The 19,055-nt window shown below is 46.2% G+C and carries 20 protein-coding genes; 12 read left to right on the top strand and 8 right to left on the bottom strand.

Features of this window, described 5'->3' with window-relative positions; translation table 11 throughout:
• The first annotated feature begins 508 nt into the window (after positions 1-508).
• The 9 genes from lexA (at position 509) to AB1I50_RS06495 (ending at position 7,703) form a co-directional block, all read left to right on the top strand.
• Positions 509-1,096 carry a transcriptional repressor LexA gene (gene lexA / locus AB1I50_RS06535; protein WP_407723240.1) on the top strand — a complete coding sequence of 196 codons (588 nt, stop codon included), beginning with the start codon at positions 509-511 and terminating at the stop codon, positions 1,094-1,096.
• 30 nt (positions 1,097-1,126) lie between these two features.
• Positions 1,127-1,693: an LOG family protein gene (locus AB1I50_RS06530; protein ID WP_407723239.1), complete on the top strand. Its 567-nt coding sequence runs from the start codon at positions 1,127-1,129 to the stop codon at positions 1,691-1,693.
• A gap of 9 nt (positions 1,694-1,702) precedes the next feature.
• On the top strand, positions 1,703-1,876 hold the full coding sequence (locus AB1I50_RS06525) for a DUF6472 family protein (protein ID WP_407723238.1): 174 nt from the start codon (positions 1,703-1,705) through the stop codon (positions 1,874-1,876).
• Positions 1,876-2,190, top strand: a complete 315-nt coding sequence (locus AB1I50_RS06520; RefSeq protein WP_407723237.1) for an MGMT family protein — start codon at positions 1,876-1,878, stop codon at positions 2,188-2,190. The genes AB1I50_RS06525 and AB1I50_RS06520 overlap by 1 nt, the downstream gene beginning before the upstream one ends.
• A gap of 92 nt (positions 2,191-2,282) precedes the next feature.
• A complete protein-coding gene (locus tag AB1I50_RS06515) occupies positions 2,283-3,089 on the top strand; it encodes a Cof-type HAD-IIB family hydrolase (RefSeq protein WP_407723236.1) in 807 nt (268 codons plus the stop codon).
• A gap of 177 nt (positions 3,090-3,266) precedes the next feature.
• Entirely contained in the window at positions 3,267-3,977 is a 711-nt protein-coding gene (locus AB1I50_RS06510; protein WP_407723235.1) for an alpha-amylase family glycosyl hydrolase, read from the top strand.
• 23 nt (positions 3,978-4,000) lie between these two features.
• Positions 4,001-5,500, top strand: a complete 1,500-nt coding sequence (locus AB1I50_RS06505; protein ID WP_407723233.1) for an alpha-amylase family glycosyl hydrolase — start codon at positions 4,001-4,003, stop codon at positions 5,498-5,500.
• 177 nt (positions 5,501-5,677) lie between these two features.
• Positions 5,678-6,721: an IS30 family transposase gene (locus AB1I50_RS06500; protein ID WP_407723232.1), complete on the top strand. Its 1,044-nt coding sequence runs from the start codon at positions 5,678-5,680 to the stop codon at positions 6,719-6,721.
• Between the two features lie 241 nt (positions 6,722-6,962).
• Positions 6,963-7,703 (top strand): hypothetical protein, encoded by a 741-nt coding sequence (locus AB1I50_RS06495; protein ID WP_407723231.1) that lies wholly within the window; start codon positions 6,963-6,965, stop codon positions 7,701-7,703.
• An 83-nt stretch (positions 7,704-7,786) separates the two neighbouring features.
• On the opposite strand, the gene AB1I50_RS06490 is transcribed toward AB1I50_RS06495, so the two are convergent.
• The 4 genes from AB1I50_RS06490 to AB1I50_RS06475 all read right to left on the bottom strand — a co-directional run bounded on the left by AB1I50_RS06490 (position 7,787) and on the right by AB1I50_RS06475 (position 11,635).
• Positions 7,787-8,563, bottom strand: coding sequence for a hypothetical protein (locus AB1I50_RS06490; RefSeq protein ID WP_407723230.1), 777 nt, complete (start codon positions 8,561-8,563; stop codon positions 7,787-7,789).
• Between the two features lie 129 nt (positions 8,564-8,692).
• On the bottom strand, positions 8,693-9,535 hold the full coding sequence (locus AB1I50_RS06485) for a helix-turn-helix domain-containing protein (protein ID WP_407723229.1): 843 nt from the start codon (positions 9,533-9,535) through the stop codon (positions 8,693-8,695).
• Positions 9,536-9,691: 156 nt separating this feature from the next.
• Positions 9,692-10,672: a helix-turn-helix transcriptional regulator gene (locus AB1I50_RS06480; protein WP_407723228.1), complete on the bottom strand. Its 981-nt coding sequence runs from the start codon at positions 10,670-10,672 to the stop codon at positions 9,692-9,694.
• A gap of 30 nt (positions 10,673-10,702) precedes the next feature.
• Positions 10,703-11,635 (bottom strand): AEC family transporter, encoded by a 933-nt coding sequence (locus AB1I50_RS06475; RefSeq protein ID WP_407723227.1) that lies wholly within the window; start codon positions 11,633-11,635, stop codon positions 10,703-10,705.
• Positions 11,636-12,036: 401 nt separating this feature from the next.
• Between AB1I50_RS06475 and AB1I50_RS06470 the strand changes: the two genes are divergently transcribed.
• Positions 12,037-12,447, top strand: a complete 411-nt coding sequence (locus AB1I50_RS06470; RefSeq protein WP_407723226.1) for a DUF6465 family protein — start codon at positions 12,037-12,039, stop codon at positions 12,445-12,447.
• Positions 12,448-12,588: 141 nt separating this feature from the next.
• Here AB1I50_RS06470 and AB1I50_RS06465 read toward each other — a convergent pair whose 3' ends face one another.
• On the bottom strand, positions 12,589-13,239 hold the full coding sequence (locus tag AB1I50_RS06465) for a hypothetical protein (RefSeq protein ID WP_407723225.1): 651 nt from the start codon (positions 13,237-13,239) through the stop codon (positions 12,589-12,591).
• Between the two features lie 274 nt (positions 13,240-13,513).
• On the opposite strand from AB1I50_RS06465, the gene AB1I50_RS06460 reads away from it, so the two are divergent.
• Positions 13,514-14,212, top strand: coding sequence for a CpXC domain-containing protein (locus AB1I50_RS06460; protein WP_407723224.1), 699 nt, complete (start codon positions 13,514-13,516; stop codon positions 14,210-14,212).
• A 333-nt stretch (positions 14,213-14,545) separates the two neighbouring features.
• Here the strand turns inward: AB1I50_RS06460 and AB1I50_RS06455 are convergent, their stop codons facing one another.
• From AB1I50_RS06455 to AB1I50_RS06445, 3 genes are all read right to left on the bottom strand, one after another.
• Positions 14,546-15,208: a YoaK family protein gene (locus tag AB1I50_RS06455; RefSeq protein ID WP_407723223.1), complete on the bottom strand. Its 663-nt coding sequence runs from the start codon at positions 15,206-15,208 to the stop codon at positions 14,546-14,548.
• A gap of 240 nt (positions 15,209-15,448) precedes the next feature.
• The gene (locus tag AB1I50_RS06450) at positions 15,449-16,819 is read right to left on the bottom strand and encodes a citrate/2-methylcitrate synthase (protein WP_407723222.1); all 1,371 of its coding nucleotides are present in this window, start codon (positions 16,817-16,819) and stop codon (positions 15,449-15,451) included.
• Positions 16,820-16,908: 89 nt separating this feature from the next.
• Positions 16,909-17,418, bottom strand: coding sequence for a flavin reductase family protein (locus AB1I50_RS06445; protein WP_407723220.1), 510 nt, complete (start codon positions 17,416-17,418; stop codon positions 16,909-16,911).
• A gap of 379 nt (positions 17,419-17,797) precedes the next feature.
• Between AB1I50_RS06445 and AB1I50_RS06440 the strand changes: the two genes are divergently transcribed.
• The gene (locus AB1I50_RS06440; RefSeq protein ID WP_407723218.1) at positions 17,798-19,021 is read left to right on the top strand and encodes an argininosuccinate synthase; all 1,224 of its coding nucleotides are present in this window, start codon (positions 17,798-17,800) and stop codon (positions 19,019-19,021) included.
• Positions 19,022-19,055: the final 34 nt, after the last annotated feature.

Here is a 19,055-nt window from a genome sequence, read left to right as displayed (position 1 = left end):
ATTTGCCAACGTAAGATTTCACCGAAACTATAAGTCGAGACAAGATTGAATAACAGCAAACATTTAAATAGGAATTTGCCAACGTAAGTTATAACTGAAACTTATAAGTCGAGAACAAAAGTTAAGTCACCAACAAACCTATGAAACGATTTAAAATAAAGGAAAACGCCCGATGAGGTTCGGGCGTTTTCTATCTGTAAAAAATGAGGGGTACAATCACGGGTTTTGAACTCACCCGTGTTGAGGAGGGTAGAACAATACTCTACGGTTGCGGTTCCGTCTTTTGAGTACAGTTATATTAAACAACATAAATATGAAAACTGTGTGAAATTAAACTGAACATATACTGAAATAAATTTTCCTAAATTTTTTTGAAAAAAGTTGTAAAAACCGTGAACAAATGTTTGATTTTTTCGAAGCTATGTGGTACAATACTATTGAAAAGGTTTAAACTAAGGCGTGCACCGTAAACTGCGCGGTGTTGCCTTGATATGAGGGGTGTGCCGATATGAAACAGCTCAGCAAAAGCCAGATTAAGATTTTTGAATACCTAAAGGAGTGCTCCGAAAACGGAAGAGTTCCCTCGGTTCGCGAGATTTGCGAAAACACGGGACTAAGCTCCACGTCAACCGTCCACTACCACCTAAAGCACCTTGAGGACAAGGGCTATATCGTGCGTGAGCACGGCGTTAACAGGTGCATACAGATTACAGGCGAGGAAAAAAGCGTCAGCGTTCCGGTTCTCGGAAAGGTTGCCGCAGGCAATCCTATTGTGGCGATTGAGGACATAGAATGTTATGTGCCCGTTCCCGAAAAGCTAAAGCGCGGAAAAGAGCTTTTCGCGCTCAGAATTCAGGGCGAAAGTATGATAAATGCCGGAATTCTGAACGACGATATCGTAATTGTCCACCGTACTCCCGTCGCGGAGAACGGCGAGATTGTCGTTGCCCTCGTGGAGGACAGCGCGACGGTCAAGCGCTTTTATAAAGAGGACGGTCATTACAGATTACAGCCTGAAAACGACGATTACGAACCGATTATCGTTGACGAGGTGATTTTGCTCGGCAAGGTAATCTCGCTTATCAGAAATTACTGATAATTACGGCAGACAGTTTGGAGGATATTTATGCAGACAATTTGTGTGTTCGGCTCTTCAAGCGAGAGCATAGACAGGGAATTCCTTGATTCGGCTGAACACCTCGGACAGACGCTTGCCGAAAAAGGCAAGACGGTTTTGTTCGGAGCAGGCCGCTACGGAGTAATGGGCGCGGTTTCGCGCGGAGCAAAGGCGGCAGGCGGCAGGATTATCGGCATCAGTCCGTTGTTTTTTAAGGAAATGGACGTTTTGGCTGACTACGCCGACGAAATAATTTTTACAGAAACTATGCGCGAGCGCAAGGGCATTATGGAGGACGAATCCGACGCGTTCATAATCTGTGCCGGCGGAATCGGCACATTTGAGGAATTCTTCGAGGTGCTTACCCTCAAACAGCTCGGCAGGCATTCAAAGCCGATTATAATTTATAATTACAAGGGATATTACGACGAGCTTTTGGCGATGATGAAAGCCTCGGTCGAAAAGAATTTTATGTCGGATGAGGTCAACAAAATCTACACCGTCGCCAATACCGAGGAGGAGGTTATCGAACAGCTCGATAACTACAAGGCGTTTATGTATAATAAGTATAACTGAGGTGGACATATGGCGGATATGTGCGAGATGTGCGCTCACTTTGTCGCGGACGAGGAGCTCGGCGATTACTGCTCCGTTAGCCTCGACGAGGACGAGATGGCAAGGTTTCTTACGCAAAGCGTCAAGGGCTGCAGCTATTTTCAGCTCTACGACGAGTATAAAATAGTACAAAAACAAAATTGATGGATACTGTAAGCTTTACCCAAAGGGTGTATGCCGCGGTCAAGCGGATTCCGCGCGGAAAGGTCGCAACCTACGGGCAGGTCGCCGCGGCGGCAGGCAACGGCGGCGCGGCGAGGGCTGTCGGCAACGCGCTGCATAAAAATCCTGCGTTCGGTGAAATCCCCTGCCACAGGGTTGTAAATTCCAAGGGCAGGCTCGCTGATGCCTTCGTTTTTGGCGGTGTTAACGTTCAAAAGGACTTGCTCGAACAGGAAGGGATAGAGGTGCTCGAAAACCACGTTGACCTCAAAAAATATCAGGCAAGGCAACTATAATACAAAATTTGCATTTTTCACAAGGTTGTGTTATACTATATATAGCGTGAAATGCGCTGTTGATTGTGTGAATAACGATAATTGGTGATTTTATGGATTACAAATTAATCGCGGTTGACCTTGACGGTACACTCACAAACTCTAAAAAGGAAGTTTCTCCGCGCAACCGTTACGCCCTGCTTGAGGCTCAAAAAAAGGGAAAAAAGGTAATTATTACCTCGGGACGGCACCCCATCGGAGTTTATCCGATTGCGGAGGATTTAATGCTCGCTCATTACGGCGGCTACATAATGTCCTTTAACGGCGGCAAGATTATCGAATGTGCCACCGGCAGGACGATAGTCAGCAGGAACTTTCCGCTTGAATATTTAAGCGATATCGTGAACGTTCTTTCCGACTACAACGTAACCGTAATGTCCTGGGACGACAAAAAAATCTTCGCCAACAATAAGGTGAACGACTACACCTATATCGAGCGCGATGTGCTCAAGACCGATATGGTTGTGGTTGACGATTTTGTGTCGGCAATAAAGTTTGACATCAACAAAATTCTCGTCGCAGGCGAGCCCGACGTGCTCGACGCCTGCCAGGTTCTTCTTAAAAAGCGCTACGACGGCCTGCTCGATATCTACAAGAGCGCTCCGTATTTTCTGGAGATTATGCCGTTCGGAGTTTCCAAGGGCGCAATGCTCGCTCAGCTTTTGCCGCAAATCGGTATTCAGCGCGAGGAGCTAATCGCCTTCGGAGACCACTACAACGATATGACGATGATCGGTTACGCCGGAATGGGCGTGGCTATGGAAAACGGCGAGGACGAGGTCAAAAAAATCGCCGCGTATATCTGCGAGTCGAATGATGACGACGGCGTTGCCAAAACAATAGAAAAATATGTTTTATAATTTTAACGCGGACTGCTTTGTCCGCGTTTTTCTTTTTTGCGCTTCCTTTAGTTAAATTGCCTAATTTAAAGGGTAAATCTTTGGCAGGGGAGAAAAAATATAATTCTCAAAAAAATAAACAAAGATTGCGCTTCATTTATAATATTATTGTATAGTCTTTTATAAGGAGGAGTATCTATGTCGAAATTCAAAAAAATACTTGCTCTTGTTTTGACTTTGTGCGTAATTTGTACAATAGGCGTAATCTCGGTAAATTCTGCCGAAGTTGCCCCCGACGCTGACAGTGAGGTTTCCGCAGGCGGAATCACCCTTCACTACTACTGCGAAAGCGGCACGCCTACAATCTACTACTGGAACGCGCTGCCTCAGAACAAAGTGACTAATTACCCCGGTCCCGCGATGACCTCCGAGGGCAATAAGTACTACAAGTACACTTTTTCTGACGTTACAAAGATTAACTTTTTGTTTGTAACTAACGGAGTTCAGTCCGACGAGCTCACAAGAACCACCGGCGAATGGTGGTACAAGGACAAACGCTGGTATAACCACGACCCCTCTCAGGTTGATCCGATTAACAGAACCGACCTGCGCGGCGATTCGATTTACTTTGTAATTACAACCCGTTTTTATGACGGCGACACCGGCAACAACGTGCATTGCTGGGAGGATAAAAAGGCAAATAACCCCGACTCCGACCCTGCTTGGAGAGGCGACTTTAAAGGCCTTATCGACAAGCTTGATTACATCAAGGCGCTCGGATTTTCGGCAATTTGGGTTACTCCCGTTGTAGAGAACGCCTCCGGCTATGACTATCACGGCTACCACGCCTTTGACTTCTCAAAGGTTGACCCCGTTACGAGAGCAGCGGAGCGGATTTTCAGGCGCTGATTGACGCCGTTCACGCAAAGGGTATGAAGATTATCCAGGACGTTGTATGGAACCACACCGGCAACTTCGGCGAGAACACTCTCAGCCATATGTTTGACAAGCAGTACGATTCTATTCAGGACCTCGGCAGCCTTGACTGTATGAAGGTCAATCCCGACGGACCGCTTGCAAAGAGCACTCCGAATTACAGCACACTTAACAATCCCGACGCTGAGTACGCTGCAAGGCTCAACTGCATGAAGACCGATAAACTGGACACCGCGTTTAACTATCACCACTCTGCCGGAATGGATTGGGAGCAGCCCAGTGAGCAGACCGGTCAGATTGCCGGTGACTGCGTTGACGTTAACACCGAAAACCAGAAGGTTGTGGATTATCTGAACTCGTGCTATATGCAGTATGTCGATATGGGCGTTGACGCGTTCCGTCTCGATACAGAAAAGCACATCAACCGCTGGACGCTCAATAACGCCTATTTCCCTGTGTACAAGGGCATTGATAACTTCTTTATCTTCGGCGAGGTTTGCGCGCGCGTCCGCGACACATGGAACCACGGTATTCAGTCCGACTCCCCTGCATTCTACGGCTGGGCGGAGACCGAAAGCGCGTGGAAAAACAACTGGTCAACCACCAACTGGCAGGCTAACCTCACCAATTCCGTAAAGCACTTTGAGGCTCACAATAACGAACAGGGCGCTCCGACTTCCTCAAACGCTTTCCTCGGCAGCGGAAACACATATCATACTCCCGATTATTCCAAGTCAAACGGCACAGGCGTTATCGACTTTAAGATGCACTGGAGCTTTGAGAACGCGTCTACGGCATATGCCGCGGCACTTGACGAGGACAGATTCGTTAACGATTCAACCTACAACGTAATGTATGTCGATTCCCACGACTACGGCCCTGACGGTCAGGAAAAATACCGCTATAAGGGCGGCGAGCAGGCTTGGGCGGAGAATATGAACCTTATGTTTACCTTCCGCGGAATCCCCTGCATCTTCTACGGCTCAGAGATTCAGTTCAAGAACGATGTTGAAATCGACGTTGGCCCCGGCAAGCCCCTCGAGCAGACCGGACGCGCTTACTTCGGCGATAACATCACCGGTAACGTAACAGCTACCGATTTCGGAAAATACACAGGCGCGAGCGGCAACGTGGCGACTACGCTTAACAAGCCCCTTGCAAAGCACCTGCAGCAGCTCAACCAGATCAGACGCGCCGTGCCGGCTCTCCAGATGGGTCAGTACGCGTCGGTAGGCAATATGGCGTATGTTCGCCGCTACACCAAGGGCGGTGTTGACAGCCTTGCCTGCGTCGCAATTTCGGGCGGAGCTACATTCAAGAATATCCCGAACGGCAAGTACATCGACGCTGTAACAGGCGACGTTAAGACCGTAACAAACGGCACGCTCACCTCACCGTCAGTCGGCAAGGGCAATATGAGGGTTTACGTCTGCTGCGCTTCAGGCTTTAAGGGCATTAGCGGAAAAATCGGCACAAACGGTACTTACCTCAAATAATCATAAACTAATAAAGACGGCTTCTTCGGACGCCGTCTTTTTTGTTTTAAATTTTTTTAAAAAGTTTAAAATCGCGCGTTGTAAAATGAAGTTGAAACAATAAAATAAAAGAGTCCACAGCGACGATTCTGTAGTAGAATTGAGTTACCACACACCAATTCGAAAGGAATCATCACTATGGACAATTCCAATTGTAACACGGAGCACAAGAAATTTCAACACATAACATCAGAAGAACGACACGAAATAGAGGTTCGACTTAAAGACGGTTGGTCAATTTATGCTATCGCCAAACACCTTGGCAGACCATACAATACCATCAGAAATGAAGTTGAACGAGGTACTGTATATTTGTATAACGGTAAGGTTGCGAGATATAAAGCAGATAAGGGTAAGGAAGTTTACCTTGAACGTCGCAAAAACAGCCGCAGAAATATCAATTGTCTTGAAGTGGTCGGTTTTCTTCAGTATGTTGAAAAGAAATTCCGTGAAGAAGGCTGGTCGCTTGATGCTTGCGTAGGTTACGCCAAAGCAAATCATCTGTATACTGATAAACAAATGGTTTGCACGAAAACGCTGTACAACTACGTTGATTTAGGTTTGCTAAATATCAAAAATATAGATTTACCTGAAAAGCTAAAGCGTAACACCAAAGGAAACCGAATCCGAGAAAACAAGCGAAATCTCGGCAACAGTATTGAAATGCGACCTGATGATGTTGATACTCGTGAAGAATTCGGTCATTGGGAGATTGACAGCGTTATCGGCAGAAAAACAGAGGGTGAATCTCAGGTAATGACAATAGTTGAGCGTAAGCATCGTGAATCAATATGGCTGAAAATAAGAGATCATTCTGCTGAAGCTATAGACGAAGCTCTATCCGGGTTAATTGAGCAATTCGGAGATAAATATAACGAAGTGTTCAAGAGCATAACCGGAGATAACGGATCTGAGTTTGCCAATCTTTCTCAGGTTGAATCAAAAGGGATTTCAGTGTACTTTACTCATCCGTATTCTTCCTATGAGAAAGGAACAAATGAATGTCACAACAAAATGCTTCGCAGATTTATTCCAAAAGGGAAGAGCATAGATGACTACAGTGCTGATGATATCCTCTTTTTTGCTGACAAAATCAACAATCTGCCCAGAAAGATACTCGGGTATCATACTCCGGAGGAACTCTTTGAGCAGGAACTCGACAGGATATACAGGGCAGCTTGAGCCGCGCCGTCGTGAGTTTCTCTCACTCGTCGCTACGCTCCTCTCTCAAGAAACTCACGACATTCTAATACAAACGTTAAATTTGTTTCAACTTGCTATTGCAATTTGCGAAAAGTTTAAAATACCCTGTTTTTTGTCAGAGTTTTGTCATAGTCGGTATGTTATTATATAGCCACAGTCAAGGGAAACAAAAAAATAAAAACAAGCCTTGACATATTTCTAAAAAAAGGAGAAAATGACAATGACAAATCACAACTACAACAACAACGACGGCAGACACTTTGCAAATACCGGCAACACACCAAATTACGACGACCTCGGCAAGACAAGAACATTTGTTAACCTAAGCAGCACCACAGGCTACGAGAGAAACGCAGGCATTATCAAGGCTCGGGATGAAAACGCCTACAATGATAACTACACCGAGTTCCACACTCAGCCTCAGCCCATTAAGCCCCCTGTAAAAAAGAAGAGCGCAAAGGCTAAGGTAGTCGCAATTGTAATGGCGAGTATCGCGGCGGCTTCGGCAATCACGGCTGGCTTCGTTGTATTCAACTCAATCGGCAACGTAAACAAGGCAAAGACAGCGGCTTCCGACACATTAAAGACAGCCGCGGCTGCAAAGCTCCAGGCTGACAAGGCTATCGAGTCAGCCAAGCAGTTAAAGCTTGAAAAGGAAACGGCAGAGAAAAAGCTTGCCGAGCAGAAAAAAGCCGAGGAGGCTAAGAAGGCTGAGGAGCTGAAGAAGGCGGAAGAGGCTAAAAAGGCAGAGGCTGCAAAGAAAGCCGAAGAAGCAAAGAAGGCAGATGAAGCCGAGAAGAAGGCATTTGAAGCAAAAAAAGCTGAGCTTGCAAAGCAGCAAAAGCAGCTCGAAGAGCAGAAGAAAAAGCTTGAGCAGGAGAAGAAGGACGCTGAAAAGAAGGCTGATGAAGCAGCAACAGACCCTGCACAGACACTCCTCAACACAAGTGCAGAGCAGTAATCAGTACAAACTGTTGACATAATTAAAACCTCAAAGGTAATCGCCTTTGAGGTTTTCTTGATTTTAGTGAATATTAGTATTGGTTATCTGTCAAAAAATCTTACGCCCTGATAGCTGAGAATAAACCGCTGGCTCTCGTGGAAAGAGCTTGTACACAAATATGGATTGTACATATACAGCAGCCTGTGTTGAACCGCGTCGTGATTGTCGTCAAAAATATACCTGACAGCCTGCCTGCACGCTTCGTTAGTGCCGACGTCGGTTCTGCCGTCGTAGTGATAATACTTGATAACGTCGGCGACGCTCGTGTAGCCGTCAAAGCACATCGCGTCCTTAACCGACTGGGCAATCAGCGCCGCGCCGATAAAGCCGCCGCTTCCGAACTCGCCCATGCAGAGCCTTTCGAGCAAATCTCTGTCCGCGTCGGTCAGGGTAACGGTAGTGGTCACGTAAGATGTGTCGGGGTTGTCAATCGCCAACAGATACCCTGCGTCCCATTGTGCCTGATAATCCGCAGGCTCAGCTGGAACTGCCGCCGTCGCAAACGGAACGGGCGGTTCCATCGTCGTCGCCTGAGTATTCGGTTTTTTAGTCGCAGGAGCGGTAGTCGCCGCCTGAGTAGCAGCCGCCGTAGTAGCCGCGGCTGTCGTGCTTACAGGGGTAGTGCCCGTAGCCTGCTCTATGCTCTCGGCACTGGGGTTGATGTTCGATTCTGTAATCTCGCCGTCGTTTGACGGAGCGCCGAACCGGAAAACCGACAGCACCGATATCGCAATGACAACCAGCACAACTCCGCCAATCATAAAGGCTTTTTTGTGCTTGGTTACAAAACCTAACGCTTTGATTAGTATATCCTTCAAATTTAATTCACCTTTATAGTAATAATTTGCGTAAAAATAATTATATCACAAAATAAATAATCAATCAAGTGCAACGACAAATTATACACAAAAAAGAGCCGCTCATCGAGCGGCTCTGCGTTTGAAAAGTTACGCCTTTCTGTAGGCGGACGGCGTTTTGCCGAAGTGCATTTTGAATGCGCGGTTAAAGTTTGAAAGGTTGTTAAAGCCCGAAATTGACGCAATCTCAATGATAGGTCTGTCGGTTGTAACAAGGAGCATAGCCGCGCGGTTAAGTCTGAGCTCGTTAACATAACCGACAAAGGTTGTGTTCATAAGCTCCTTAAACAGGTGCGATACATAGTAACGGCTGATACCTGTCTGTCCTGCAACCTCGTCAAGGGAAATACCCTCGGCGTAATGCTCGTCAATGTAGTTGGTAACTCTTACCAAAGCACGGTACTTTTTGCTTTTGTTCTCTACGTCGATAATCTTCACATACTTTTGTGAGAAAAGCATAAAGAACACATCGTACATATCCGAGTAAACCTTAAGCTGGAAATACTCGAACTTTTCGTTTTCGGCATACTTTATATCGCGGATACGCTCGACCATCTTGGGATAAATCTCAGATTCAGGCTGAACAATCGCGAAAGGAGTGCAGTTGCCGTTAATCAGCGCACGGATGATGCTTTGAGGCATATAATCCTGTGTAACAGCCGCGGGATTGGCAAAGTTAAGTGTAACAACCTCGATAGATGCGTTGCCGTAATCGCTGAAACTGTACTTTACATTTGGTGCCACAAAATAAACATCGCCCTTGCGCAGGGTGTAGGTGCTGTCTGCAACTTGAACAACGGCAGTACCCGACTTCAGGGTACCGAACAGAGCCTCGTGATGAGAAACAATGCTGCTGTCGAGCATCATTTCTCCGCACACCACTCTGAACGCTGAATTGGAGACAGAGGTTGCGTGTGAAATCTTAATACTCATAGAAATCCCCCGATATTATATTGTTATTCTGAGTTAGAAAATGCGCACACTCAGCTTTATTTGTACATATATATTTTATCATAAACGTGCTATTTTGTCAATGATTTATTGTCTATAGCGTGATATTTTGTCGGAAAGATTGAAGTAGACAATAATTTATAAATTTAATTGCAATATTTTATCCTTAAACTCTAAAATTGCCCTCTCCGGAGCCAAAATACGCACTCCGCCGCCCAGTCCGAACACCCATGCGTAAAACTGCGGACTAAGCATAACATTCACGCTTACGGTGAAACTGTGTTCGTCGTGCTTGACAATAAACAAGTCTGAACCGAACCTGTCCACAATAACACCGATGAAATTGTTGTCGACAAGTAACTTAACCTCGCACTCCTCGCCGCCGAACATTGAGAACACGCTTTTGGCGTAACGCGCAGGATTAAAGTCATTGTAAAGCTCGCTTCCGTCGCGCTCGTCCTTAAGCAGGCGGATGCGCTCCATCTTGTCAACGCGGTAGTGCTTGATAATTTCCGCCTCGCTGTCATAGGCGATAAGGTAGTAGTTCTCGTCGTCCCAGCACAGCGCCCACGGCGATACGCGGTATGCTTCGCCGTTTTTACGCGCGGTCTTTACAATCTTATTGCCGTTTGTCGTGTCGAGCTCCCACTTGAAATACTGAAAGCTGATTTTCTTATTTTCGGAAATCGCGTTGTGAATTTTGTCGACGTTGTAGTAGATGTGCTCGTTGACGGTCTTAACGCGGTTGGTAACGTAAACCTCGCGCCTGAGCTGGCTTCCGTCGTTCTCACTTACAAGGTGGCCGAGCTTTTCAATCAGCTCAAGGCTCTTTTTGCGTGTGATGAACTTTGAGCTCTGAATTGCGTCAACCAAAAGCTTAAGCTCGGGAATTTGAAAGTCGCGGTTGCCGATGTAGTATTTAACTGTATTTGTGCGGACAGTGCAGATGTCCAGCCCGAAGCTCTGCAAAATCTCGATATCGTCGTACAGGCTTTTTCGCTCAGCCTTAATGCCGTAGCTCTCGAGCTCGTCCTTAATCTCATTGATAGTCAGTCCGTGGTTTTCATCGGTTTTTTCAAGCATTATTTTTTGGAGATAAAGCAGTTTTTGCTTTTGCATAGAGCTTCGCGCCATACTTTTAACCCCCTGTTAAAAAATAACCGTCCACGCCAGCGACACAATCAGCGGCATGGTGATAATTGACAGAATTGTTGACGACGCCACAACCCCGACCGAAAGCTCAACATCACGGTTAAACTTTGCGGCGAACATAGTGGTAGTCGCGGCAGTCGGCGCGGAGCAGGCGATTACAAAGGCGATAATCATCGTCTTGTCAAGTCCGAGCGCCGCCATAGCAAAGGTAACGGCAAGAGGAATTGCAATCAGCCTTAGCGCAAGCGCAAGGTAAGAGCCCTTGTCGGTAAAAGCGTCCTTGAACTTTGCGTTGGAAAGGTAATAGCCGATAATCAGCATCGGCACGGGAGTGTTGAGGTTTGCGAGGTGCGTGACCGGCTGCGAGATAATGTCGGGCAGTGTAATCCTGCACACAAACAAAATTATCGCGACAACCGCGCCCATAATACCCGGGTTAAAAACAAGCTTTTTTATCGAAAGCTGTTTTTTGTCGCCGCTCATATCGAACAGACCGTACGTCCATACGAAGATGTTGAACACGGCAACGAAAATCGAGCCGTAAAACCAGCCTTGCTCTCCCAAAAGCTCCTTTTGAAGCGGAAGCGACATAAAGCCGCAGTTTGAAAATATAACCGAAAACTGCAAAACCTTTTTACGGCTTATGTCCTTGTCGCGGATAATCAGCCTTGCGATTACGGTTGAAAGCACAAGGATAATCAGCGCCGCAGCCGCGGCAATCAGCACGCTTATCAGCGTGTCGGCGGAGAATTCCTTCTGAAACGCCGAAATCATTACGCACGGCGTAACGACGTAGAGCACGATGTCCGTCATCTTTTTGGCGGCGTTGTCGTTGATGATTCCTTTTTTGCCGCACAAAAAGCCGATTGATATTAAAATAAAAAGAACGAGCACCTGTTGTCCGATTGATAAAAAATTTGTTAAAAACAAAGCTTCAACCCCGTACTATTCCATCGTAAAATGTCGAATTATGACCATTGTTATAATTTTAACATACATTCGTTTTATAATCAACACCGTAATGACAAAAAGTGTAATTAATTATGAATTTTATCTTGTCCTAAGGGCAAATTAATATTATAATTAATTTTGGGAAACCGAGGTAAAATCAACGGTTTTGCGATGTCAAGGCGGTATTATCTACAAAATAAGCAAAAATATATTGTGAAAATTAACCAACTGAAATTTTAATTTTGTGAAAATATGTACTAACCGACAAAAATAATTTGTGTTTATTGACAATTATTTTAGGTGTATGTATAATAATACCAATGGCAAAAATACAACCAAATCAAAAATAACATAACAAACATATGAAAGAAGGATTTTTGATGGCAACTACAAAAAAGGCAGCTGCTAAAACAGCTGAAAAAGAAACAACAAAGAAGACAGCGGCTGCTGAGAAGGAAACTAAGACAGCTGCAAAGACAACAAAGAAGACAGCTGCTAAGACAACTAAGGCTGCTGAGGCTAAGGAAGAGAAGAAAGCTACTGCTAAGAAGGCTCCCGCTAAGAAGGCTGCTCCCAAAAAGACAGCTCCCAAGAAGCCCGTTGAAGCTAAGGTTGAATTCTTTGTAGAGTATGCTGGCGCACAGGTTGCTGTTGCTGACGTTATCAACAACGTTAAGGCTACTTACGGCAAGGACGCTAAGAAAATCGCTGTTTACCTCAAGCCCGAAGAGGGCAAGGCTTACTTCGTAGCTGACGACGAACCAATGGAAATGGACGTATTCTTCTGCTGATTTCCGAGCACACAAATTTTGCCTACAAGGCTGCCGCATTGCGGCGGCCTTATTTTTTTTTTGCCGAATAAACGGCGAACAAAAAAGGGCGGTCATTGACCGCCCTAAAATAATTTGTATTGTCCGCTCAGTTGTGCGTTTTTAGAACAACTCGTCCTCGGGGAACTCCTCGTCAACAGCGTCCTTAACCGCCTTGCGGGCACGCTTTTTGGTTGACTTTGCCTTCTTTACAACCTCATCCTTTTTCTCGGCAGCGGCTTCCTTGATGTCCTCGACCTTTTCGGAAACGCCCTCTTTAACCTCGTCGAGCTTATCCTCAGCCTGCTCCTTAACCTCGGCAACGGTTTCCTTTACCTCTTCCTTTGCCTGTGAGAAGGGGCTCGAGTTGTAGTCGCTCTCGTTTGAGCACGCTACGGTGATGTCGATAACATCCTCGCTCTTAACCTCTTTTTTGTCCGCAGGAGAAGCAAAAATAAATTCGTTCTCGCTCTCGAGGATTTCTCTGTAGCAGTTTCTCGCCTTGGCAATCTTTGCCTTGCTTCTGTCGATGACCTCAAGCAGATTTGCCTGCTTTTCGGTAGGAGCGGCGTCGCCCTTTTTGAGGATTTCGTAGTACTCCTTGCCCAAAGCGATGTACGCGCGGTTCATAAGCTCGCTCTCGTTTTTCATAACCATTCTGAGACGGTTAAGCTTCGCCTTTGTTCTGTTTCTCTCAACAAAGGTCTGAGCAACTGTTGATAAAGAATCTACCGCGGTGTCAAGCGTGGTTTTTAATGTATCTAATACTGTCATAGTTATCTCTCCTTAAATACAGTAAAATTTATGAGTTCCATTTCAACACCGCCGTTGCGCAACTTAAAAAATTTATGCAAACGCTATGATAGGCGGATTGGATGCAACGTTGAGGTGTTGTCCAAAATTTATTTTGGGAAACAAAACCCATGCATAGCTCACGTTGCCGTTGCTATTATTATGACAGAAATTCCGAATAAAATCAATATTTTTTTGAAATTTACTTGTTAAAATCCTGACTAATTGATATAATTGATATGAAAGAGGTGTTAATATGCCCGAAGGAAAGGTAAATAAAGCCGTTGTCTGCCCGATGTGCGGCGAGATGAGCAAGGCTGAAATATACACAAGCGTTAACGTGACGGTTAACAAGGACTTCCGTTCAAAGGTGCTCGACGGCGAGCTCTTCGCGTGGAGCTGTCCGTCATGCGGCTACAGCGCAAGACTTACGTACCCAATCCTTTACAATGATATGAAAAACCGCTTTATGGTATATCTCATTCCGAAAATTGAGCGCTTCCAGCTCTGCGACAAGGAGCTCGAGGCAAAGTACAATAACCTGAGAAATATCAGCAAGCGCGTGACCTCGGACTTCAATTCCTTCAAGGAGAAGATTTTTATTTTTGAGTCGCGCCTTGACGATATGGCGGTTGAGCTTACAAAGGTGGCAATCAGCCAAACCGTGTCAAAAAAGCTCGGCGGTGTTACCGTTGACGAAGGATATCTCTCAATGTACGACCGCGAGAGCAACACGATGGGCTTTACGTATTTTACAGGCGAGGACAGAACGCCGTATGTTCAGACCGCAAGGCTCGAAATCTACGGCAAGTCAAAGGAGATTGTAGACCGCTTTGCGATTAAGGATAAAAAGCTGAAGGGCTTTATCAAAATCGACCGCGAGTGGGCGGATAATATCCTCTACCGCTACAAACGCGCAAAGCAGATTGAAAAGTTAAATAAGCTCAAGGAGTAGAGTTAAGAGTTTAGAGTTAAGAGTTTAATTAATTTACCGGAAACGTTTGTTTAACAGTTTAAAGCCTCCCCCGACACTTGTTTTCGGGGGAGGTGCCGCCTTAAGGCGGCGGAGGGGGCGGACGTTTCTGATACCGCCAACATTTCCTTTGCAGTTGTAGGGGCGGACCCGTGTGTCCGCCCGGGAGACGTGTACTGTGTTTACCGTACGATGCGGTTAATTCGCGATAAACGAACGTTTGATACAGCACACAAAAATACATTTGATATTATATGTCGTGTTCCTGTACCGCGGGCGTGCAATGCACGCCCCTACATTATTGAAAATCAAACTCTATTTAAACGCATTAATTTTCGCTTCCTCATAGCGGTAGTAGAACACCACCGCAATTCCCAGCGGCACAAAGCAGAACCATATGCTCTGCGCTCCTAAGGCAAGGCTCAGCAGACAGCTCGCCGCAACGCCGATATGGAAAAACATCAGGGTAGCCCAGTAAAAACGCGCGTTTCTCAGCGACTTTTTATCCTTGTTCATAAAGTGCTGAGTAAGCTGAATAACCGCCTGACGGACGTTGTTTGACGAGAATATTGTCGAGCTCGAGTTCCCGCCTGCCGTTTTAAAGGCGTTCCACTGAACCGGCGCGGCGAAGAAAATCGGCATAACCGCGAGAAAGCTGTTATTCGTAAAGTTCAAAACTCCTACCATTACAATAGCCAAGGCGGATACAATAAAGCTGACAATCTTCATACTCACGCCCAGCTTCTGCCGAGCGACGGCGTAAAACGCATTGCCCAAAATGTACAGCCCAAAGTACGACAGCATATACAAAACCGCGTCAAGCTGAAAACTGCATACGCTCAGCACAAGCTTAATCAGGTTGCCCGTCTGCGCGTTCGCAAAAATATCCAGATGGTTAAAAATCGTGTATCCGCCCCAAAATCCGCCGATAACGCTGACGGCGTGGTGGAGCTGAATTTGCCGTTTAACAATAATCATTTTAATTTCCTTATCAATTTTAAAGCCTCCTCCGCAAGCGGTGGAGGCTTTGATGTAGGGGCGACCATTGGTCGCCCGCATAAGCCGAACTGTCCTTTCATACCGATTTGTTATAGGAAATAAATGCTTCCTATCAGCGGGCGTGCAATGCACGCCCCTACAGTTGTAAAGGAATAATTTGCTAAATTTGACAGCTCCCCCATAACAAGTGATGGGGGAGCCTTGAATGTTTTATGTGTTTTATCTTTCCGAAATGCTCTTGTATTTCTTCTCGTGAGAAATGCTCATATACGCAGGTCGGATAATTTTGCCTGAGTTTACAAGCTCCTCAAGCCTGTGAGCGCTCCAGCCGGCAATACGCGCGGTGGCGAAAAGCGGAGTGTACAGCTCGCACGGAATATCGAGCATGCTGTAGAGCAAGCCGCTGTAGAAGTCTACGTTTGAGGCAACGCCCTTGTAAATCTTTCTCTTTCTGCCGATAACCTCGGGAGCGAGCTTTTCAACGCGCTCATAAAGCTTGAATTCCTCGGTAAAGCCCTCAACATCGGCAAGCTTCTGAACCGCGCCCTTCAAAATCTTCTGTCTGGGGTCGGAGATTGTGTAAACCGCGTGTCCCATACCGTAGATAAGTCCCTTGCGGTCAAACGCCTGCTTGTCGAGCAGCTTTTCAAGGTATCTTTCAATCTGTTCGTTATCGCTCCAGTCGGTGAGGTTCTCTTTCATATCCTCAAACATCTCGTAAACCTTAACGTTAGCGCCGCCGTGCTTGGGACCTTTCAGCGACGAAAGCGCTGCCGCGATAGCGGAGTAGGTGTCCGTACCCGACGAAGTAACAACGTGGGTTGTAAAGGTCGAGTTGTTACCGCCGCCGTGCTCCATATGAAGAATAAGCGCCATATCAAGCACCTTTGCCTCTAAATCGGTGTACTTTCTGTCAGGTCTAAGAAGCGACAGAATGACCTCAGCGGTCGACATCGAGGGCTCGGGCAGGTGGATGTAAAGGCTCTTGTCGCGCAGATAGTGGTTAAACGCGTGATAGCCGTAAACCGTCAACATCGGGAATACCGAAATAAGCTGAATTGACTGCCTCAGAACATTGTTAAGCGAGGTGTCGTTCGGGTTTTTATCGTAGCAAAACAGGGTGAGAACGCTTCGCGCTATGGAGTTCATCATATCTTCGCTCGGAGCTTTCAAAATTACGTCGCGTACAAAGTGTTGGGGAAGGGTTCTGTACTGAACAAGCAACGACCTAAAGTTCTTAAGCTCGTCGACAGTCGGCATCTCACCGAACAAAAGCAGGTACACAACCTCCTCAAAGCCGAAACGGTTGTCAACTGTAATTCCGTGAACAATGTCCTTTACATTGTAGCCTCTGTAATAAAGCTCTCCGTCACACGGTACAAGCTTGCCGTCAACCAGCTTGTTCTGCTTGATTGTAGAAATGTCGGTAAGTCCGGTCAAAACGCCCTTTCCGTCAATGTCGCGCAGACCGCGCTTTACGTTGTACTTGCTGTATAAGTCGGTGTCAATAACGGAATGTTCCTCCATTTTGTGGGTAAGACCGTCAATAACAGGTGTGTTATCGGAGTAGTTCCAAGTGTTGTTATCCATAACTTCACTTCCTTTCGCGATGCTTTGATTTACTCTGAAATTATATTATATCATAAAGTTGAAAATAAATCAACTTTTATGATATCGCGTTATTTTTGCAAAACGCCGATAATCTCGCTGACGTACATTCTGTGCCAGTCGTCGGTTCCGTAAAAGCCCTTTACCGCGCCGCGCTCAGTGACAAATTCATCGCCCAAATCCTGAGCGTAAAGCTTTTTGCACACAAGCACAAGCCTTGCCTGCTCAAAGTAGGGAGCGCCTTCCTCGGTAAACGCCGGGGTAAGTCCGGTTTCGGCAGGCTTGTTGATGTCGCGGCCGCTCTTGCTTCCGCAAAGGCTCAGCGCCTTGCGGTAGCTTTCGTCGTAAAAGCTGATTGTAAAAATATCGTCCTTTTCCAAAAACTCGTAGGTGTATCTCTGTGGACGGATAAACGTAAACGCAACGGGCTTGTTCCACATAACGCCTATGCCGCCCCAACTGATTGTCATTGTGTTAAAGCCGTCCTTTGTGCCGCCTGTGACAAGTCCCCAGTCCTTGCCGATAAGCTTAAACGGATTGTCATTAATTTCCTCGGGTGAAATTCTCTTAAATTCAGACATAAACAAAACTCCTTTAAACATTTATGTGTTGTAAATTATATCAGAAATTCGAAAAATATTCAATATCAGCCGCCGAATATTCAAAATAATGTATATTTAAACGCATAAATGAATAATTGTTTTCGCGCCTCAAAATAAAATCAACTTGAAAAAGCAGCGAAATCGCCTGTAATCACGCCTTTAATTATGCGTAATAAGCTAATTTAAGGCGAATATCGGGCAAAATTTGTGCAACTGCTCAAATTTGCATAAATATTCAAAAAGGACTTGATTTTTTCAAAACAAGTAGTATAATGTAATAGAACCAAAGAAACCCCCAAGGCTCGGAGCCGTCGAGGGCAGACAATAAAACAGATTACATTTTACGGAGGAAATCAAAATGGCTGACAATAAAATCAAAAAGGTAGTTTTAGCATATTCGGGCGGTCTTGACACGTCCATCATCATCCCCTGGCTTAAGGAAAATTACGACAACTGCGAGGTTATCGCGGTGTCCGGCAACGTAGGTCAGGGCACAGAGCTTGACGGCCTCGAGGAAAAGGCTATCAAAACAGGCGCTTCAAAGCTCTACATCGAGGATTTGAACAAAGAATTTGTTGAGGAATACATTTTCCCGACAGTTAAGGCTGGCGCGGTTTACGAGGGCAAGTACCTTCTCGGTACATCCTTCGCGCGTCCGATTATCGCAAAAAGGCTTGTGGAAATCGCCAAGGCTGAGGGCGCTGACGCTATCTGCCACGGTTGCACAGGTAAGGGTAACGACCAGGTTCGTTTTGAGCTCGCAATCAAGGCTTACGCTCCCGATATGAAGATCATCGCTCCTTGGAGGACATGGGAATTCAAGTCGCGTGAGGAAGAAATCGCTTACGCCGAGGCTAAGAACATTCCGCTCAAAATCAACCGCGAGACAAACTACTCAAAGGATAAAAACCTCTGGCACCTCAGCCACGAGGGACTTGACCTTGAAGATCCGGCAAACGAGCCGATGTATAACAAAGAGGGCTTCCTCGAGATGGGCGTATCCCCCGAGCAGGCTCCCGATAAGCCCGAGTATGTAACACTGAGCTTTGAAAAGGGTATTCCCGTAAAGCTCAACGGCGAGGCAGTAGGCTCGGTAGAGCTGATTGAAAAGCTCAACGAAATCGGCGGACGTAACGGCGTTGGTATCACCGACATCGTAGAAAACCGCCTTGTAGGTATGAAGGCGCGCGGTGTTTACGAGACCCCCGGCGGAACAATCCTCTACGCCGCTCACGATAAGCTCGAGGAAATCTGCCTTGACAAGGACACCCTTCACTACAAAAAGAACCTTGCCAACACCTTTGCCGATTTGGTATACGACGGCAAGTGGTATACACCTCTGCGCGAGGCTATGTCGGCATTTGTTGACAGCACTCAGGAGTATGTAACCGGCGAGGTTAAGCTAAAGCTCTACAAGGGCAACATCATCGACGCAGGCGTTACAAGCCCCTATTCGCTCTATGATGAAGAAATTGCGACCTTCGACGAGGACGAGGTTTACGATCAGAACGACAGCGCAGGCTTCATCAACCTCTTCGGACTTCCCATCAAGGTCCGCGCGAAAAAAGGACTTATTAAATAAGAGTTTGATAATCATTTTCGGGCAGGGTGAAATA

Source organism: Ruminococcus sp. NATIVEDY161, assembly GCF_045819895.1.
Classification (GTDB): Bacteria; Bacillota; Clostridia; order Oscillospirales; family Acutalibacteraceae; genus Ruminococcoides.
Note: the sequence above shows the minus strand (reverse complement) of the source record. Positions and strands in the feature narration are given on the sequence as shown.

What these genes read in the sequence shown, in the direction of transcription:
- lexA (WP_407723240.1), top strand. Translation starts at nt 509, where the DNA reads ATGAAACAGCTCAGCAAAAGCCAGATTAAGATTTTTGAATACCTAAAG.
- AB1I50_RS06530 (WP_407723239.1), top strand. Translation starts at nt 1,127, where the DNA reads ATGCAGACAATTTGTGTGTTCGGCTCTTCAAGCGAGAGCATAGACAGG.
- AB1I50_RS06525 (WP_407723238.1), top strand. Translation starts at nt 1,703, where the DNA reads ATGGCGGATATGTGCGAGATGTGCGCTCACTTTGTCGCGGACGAGGAG.
- AB1I50_RS06520 (WP_407723237.1), top strand. Translation starts at nt 1,876, where the DNA reads ATGGATACTGTAAGCTTTACCCAAAGGGTGTATGCCGCGGTCAAGCGG.
- AB1I50_RS06515 (WP_407723236.1), top strand. Translation starts at nt 2,283, where the DNA reads ATGGATTACAAATTAATCGCGGTTGACCTTGACGGTACACTCACAAAC.
- AB1I50_RS06510 (WP_407723235.1), top strand. Translation starts at nt 3,267, where the DNA reads ATGTCGAAATTCAAAAAAATACTTGCTCTTGTTTTGACTTTGTGCGTA.
- AB1I50_RS06505 (WP_407723233.1), top strand. Translation starts at nt 4,001, where the DNA reads ATGAAGATTATCCAGGACGTTGTATGGAACCACACCGGCAACTTCGGC.
- AB1I50_RS06500 (WP_407723232.1), top strand. Translation starts at nt 5,678, where the DNA reads ATGGACAATTCCAATTGTAACACGGAGCACAAGAAATTTCAACACATA.
- AB1I50_RS06495 (WP_407723231.1), top strand. Translation starts at nt 6,963, where the DNA reads ATGACAAATCACAACTACAACAACAACGACGGCAGACACTTTGCAAAT.
- AB1I50_RS06485 (WP_407723229.1), bottom strand. Translation starts at nt 9,535, where the DNA reads ATGAGTATTAAGATTTCACACGCAACCTCTGTCTCCAATTCAGCGTTC.
- AB1I50_RS06480 (WP_407723228.1), bottom strand. Translation starts at nt 10,672, where the DNA reads ATGCAAAAGCAAAAACTGCTTTATCTCCAAAAAATAATGCTTGAAAAA.
- AB1I50_RS06470 (WP_407723226.1), top strand. Translation starts at nt 12,037, where the DNA reads ATGGCAACTACAAAAAAGGCAGCTGCTAAAACAGCTGAAAAAGAAACA.
- AB1I50_RS06465 (WP_407723225.1), bottom strand. Translation starts at nt 13,239, where the DNA reads ATGACAGTATTAGATACATTAAAAACCACGCTTGACACCGCGGTAGAT.
- AB1I50_RS06460 (WP_407723224.1), top strand. Translation starts at nt 13,514, where the DNA reads ATGCCCGAAGGAAAGGTAAATAAAGCCGTTGTCTGCCCGATGTGCGGC.
- AB1I50_RS06455 (WP_407723223.1), bottom strand. Translation starts at nt 15,208, where the DNA reads ATGATTATTGTTAAACGGCAAATTCAGCTCCACCACGCCGTCAGCGTT.
- AB1I50_RS06450 (WP_407723222.1), bottom strand. Translation starts at nt 16,819, where the DNA reads ATGGATAACAACACTTGGAACTACTCCGATAACACACCTGTTATTGAC.
- AB1I50_RS06445 (WP_407723220.1), bottom strand. Translation starts at nt 17,418, where the DNA reads ATGTCTGAATTTAAGAGAATTTCACCCGAGGAAATTAATGACAATCCG.
- AB1I50_RS06440 (WP_407723218.1), top strand. Translation starts at nt 17,798, where the DNA reads ATGGCTGACAATAAAATCAAAAAGGTAGTTTTAGCATATTCGGGCGGT.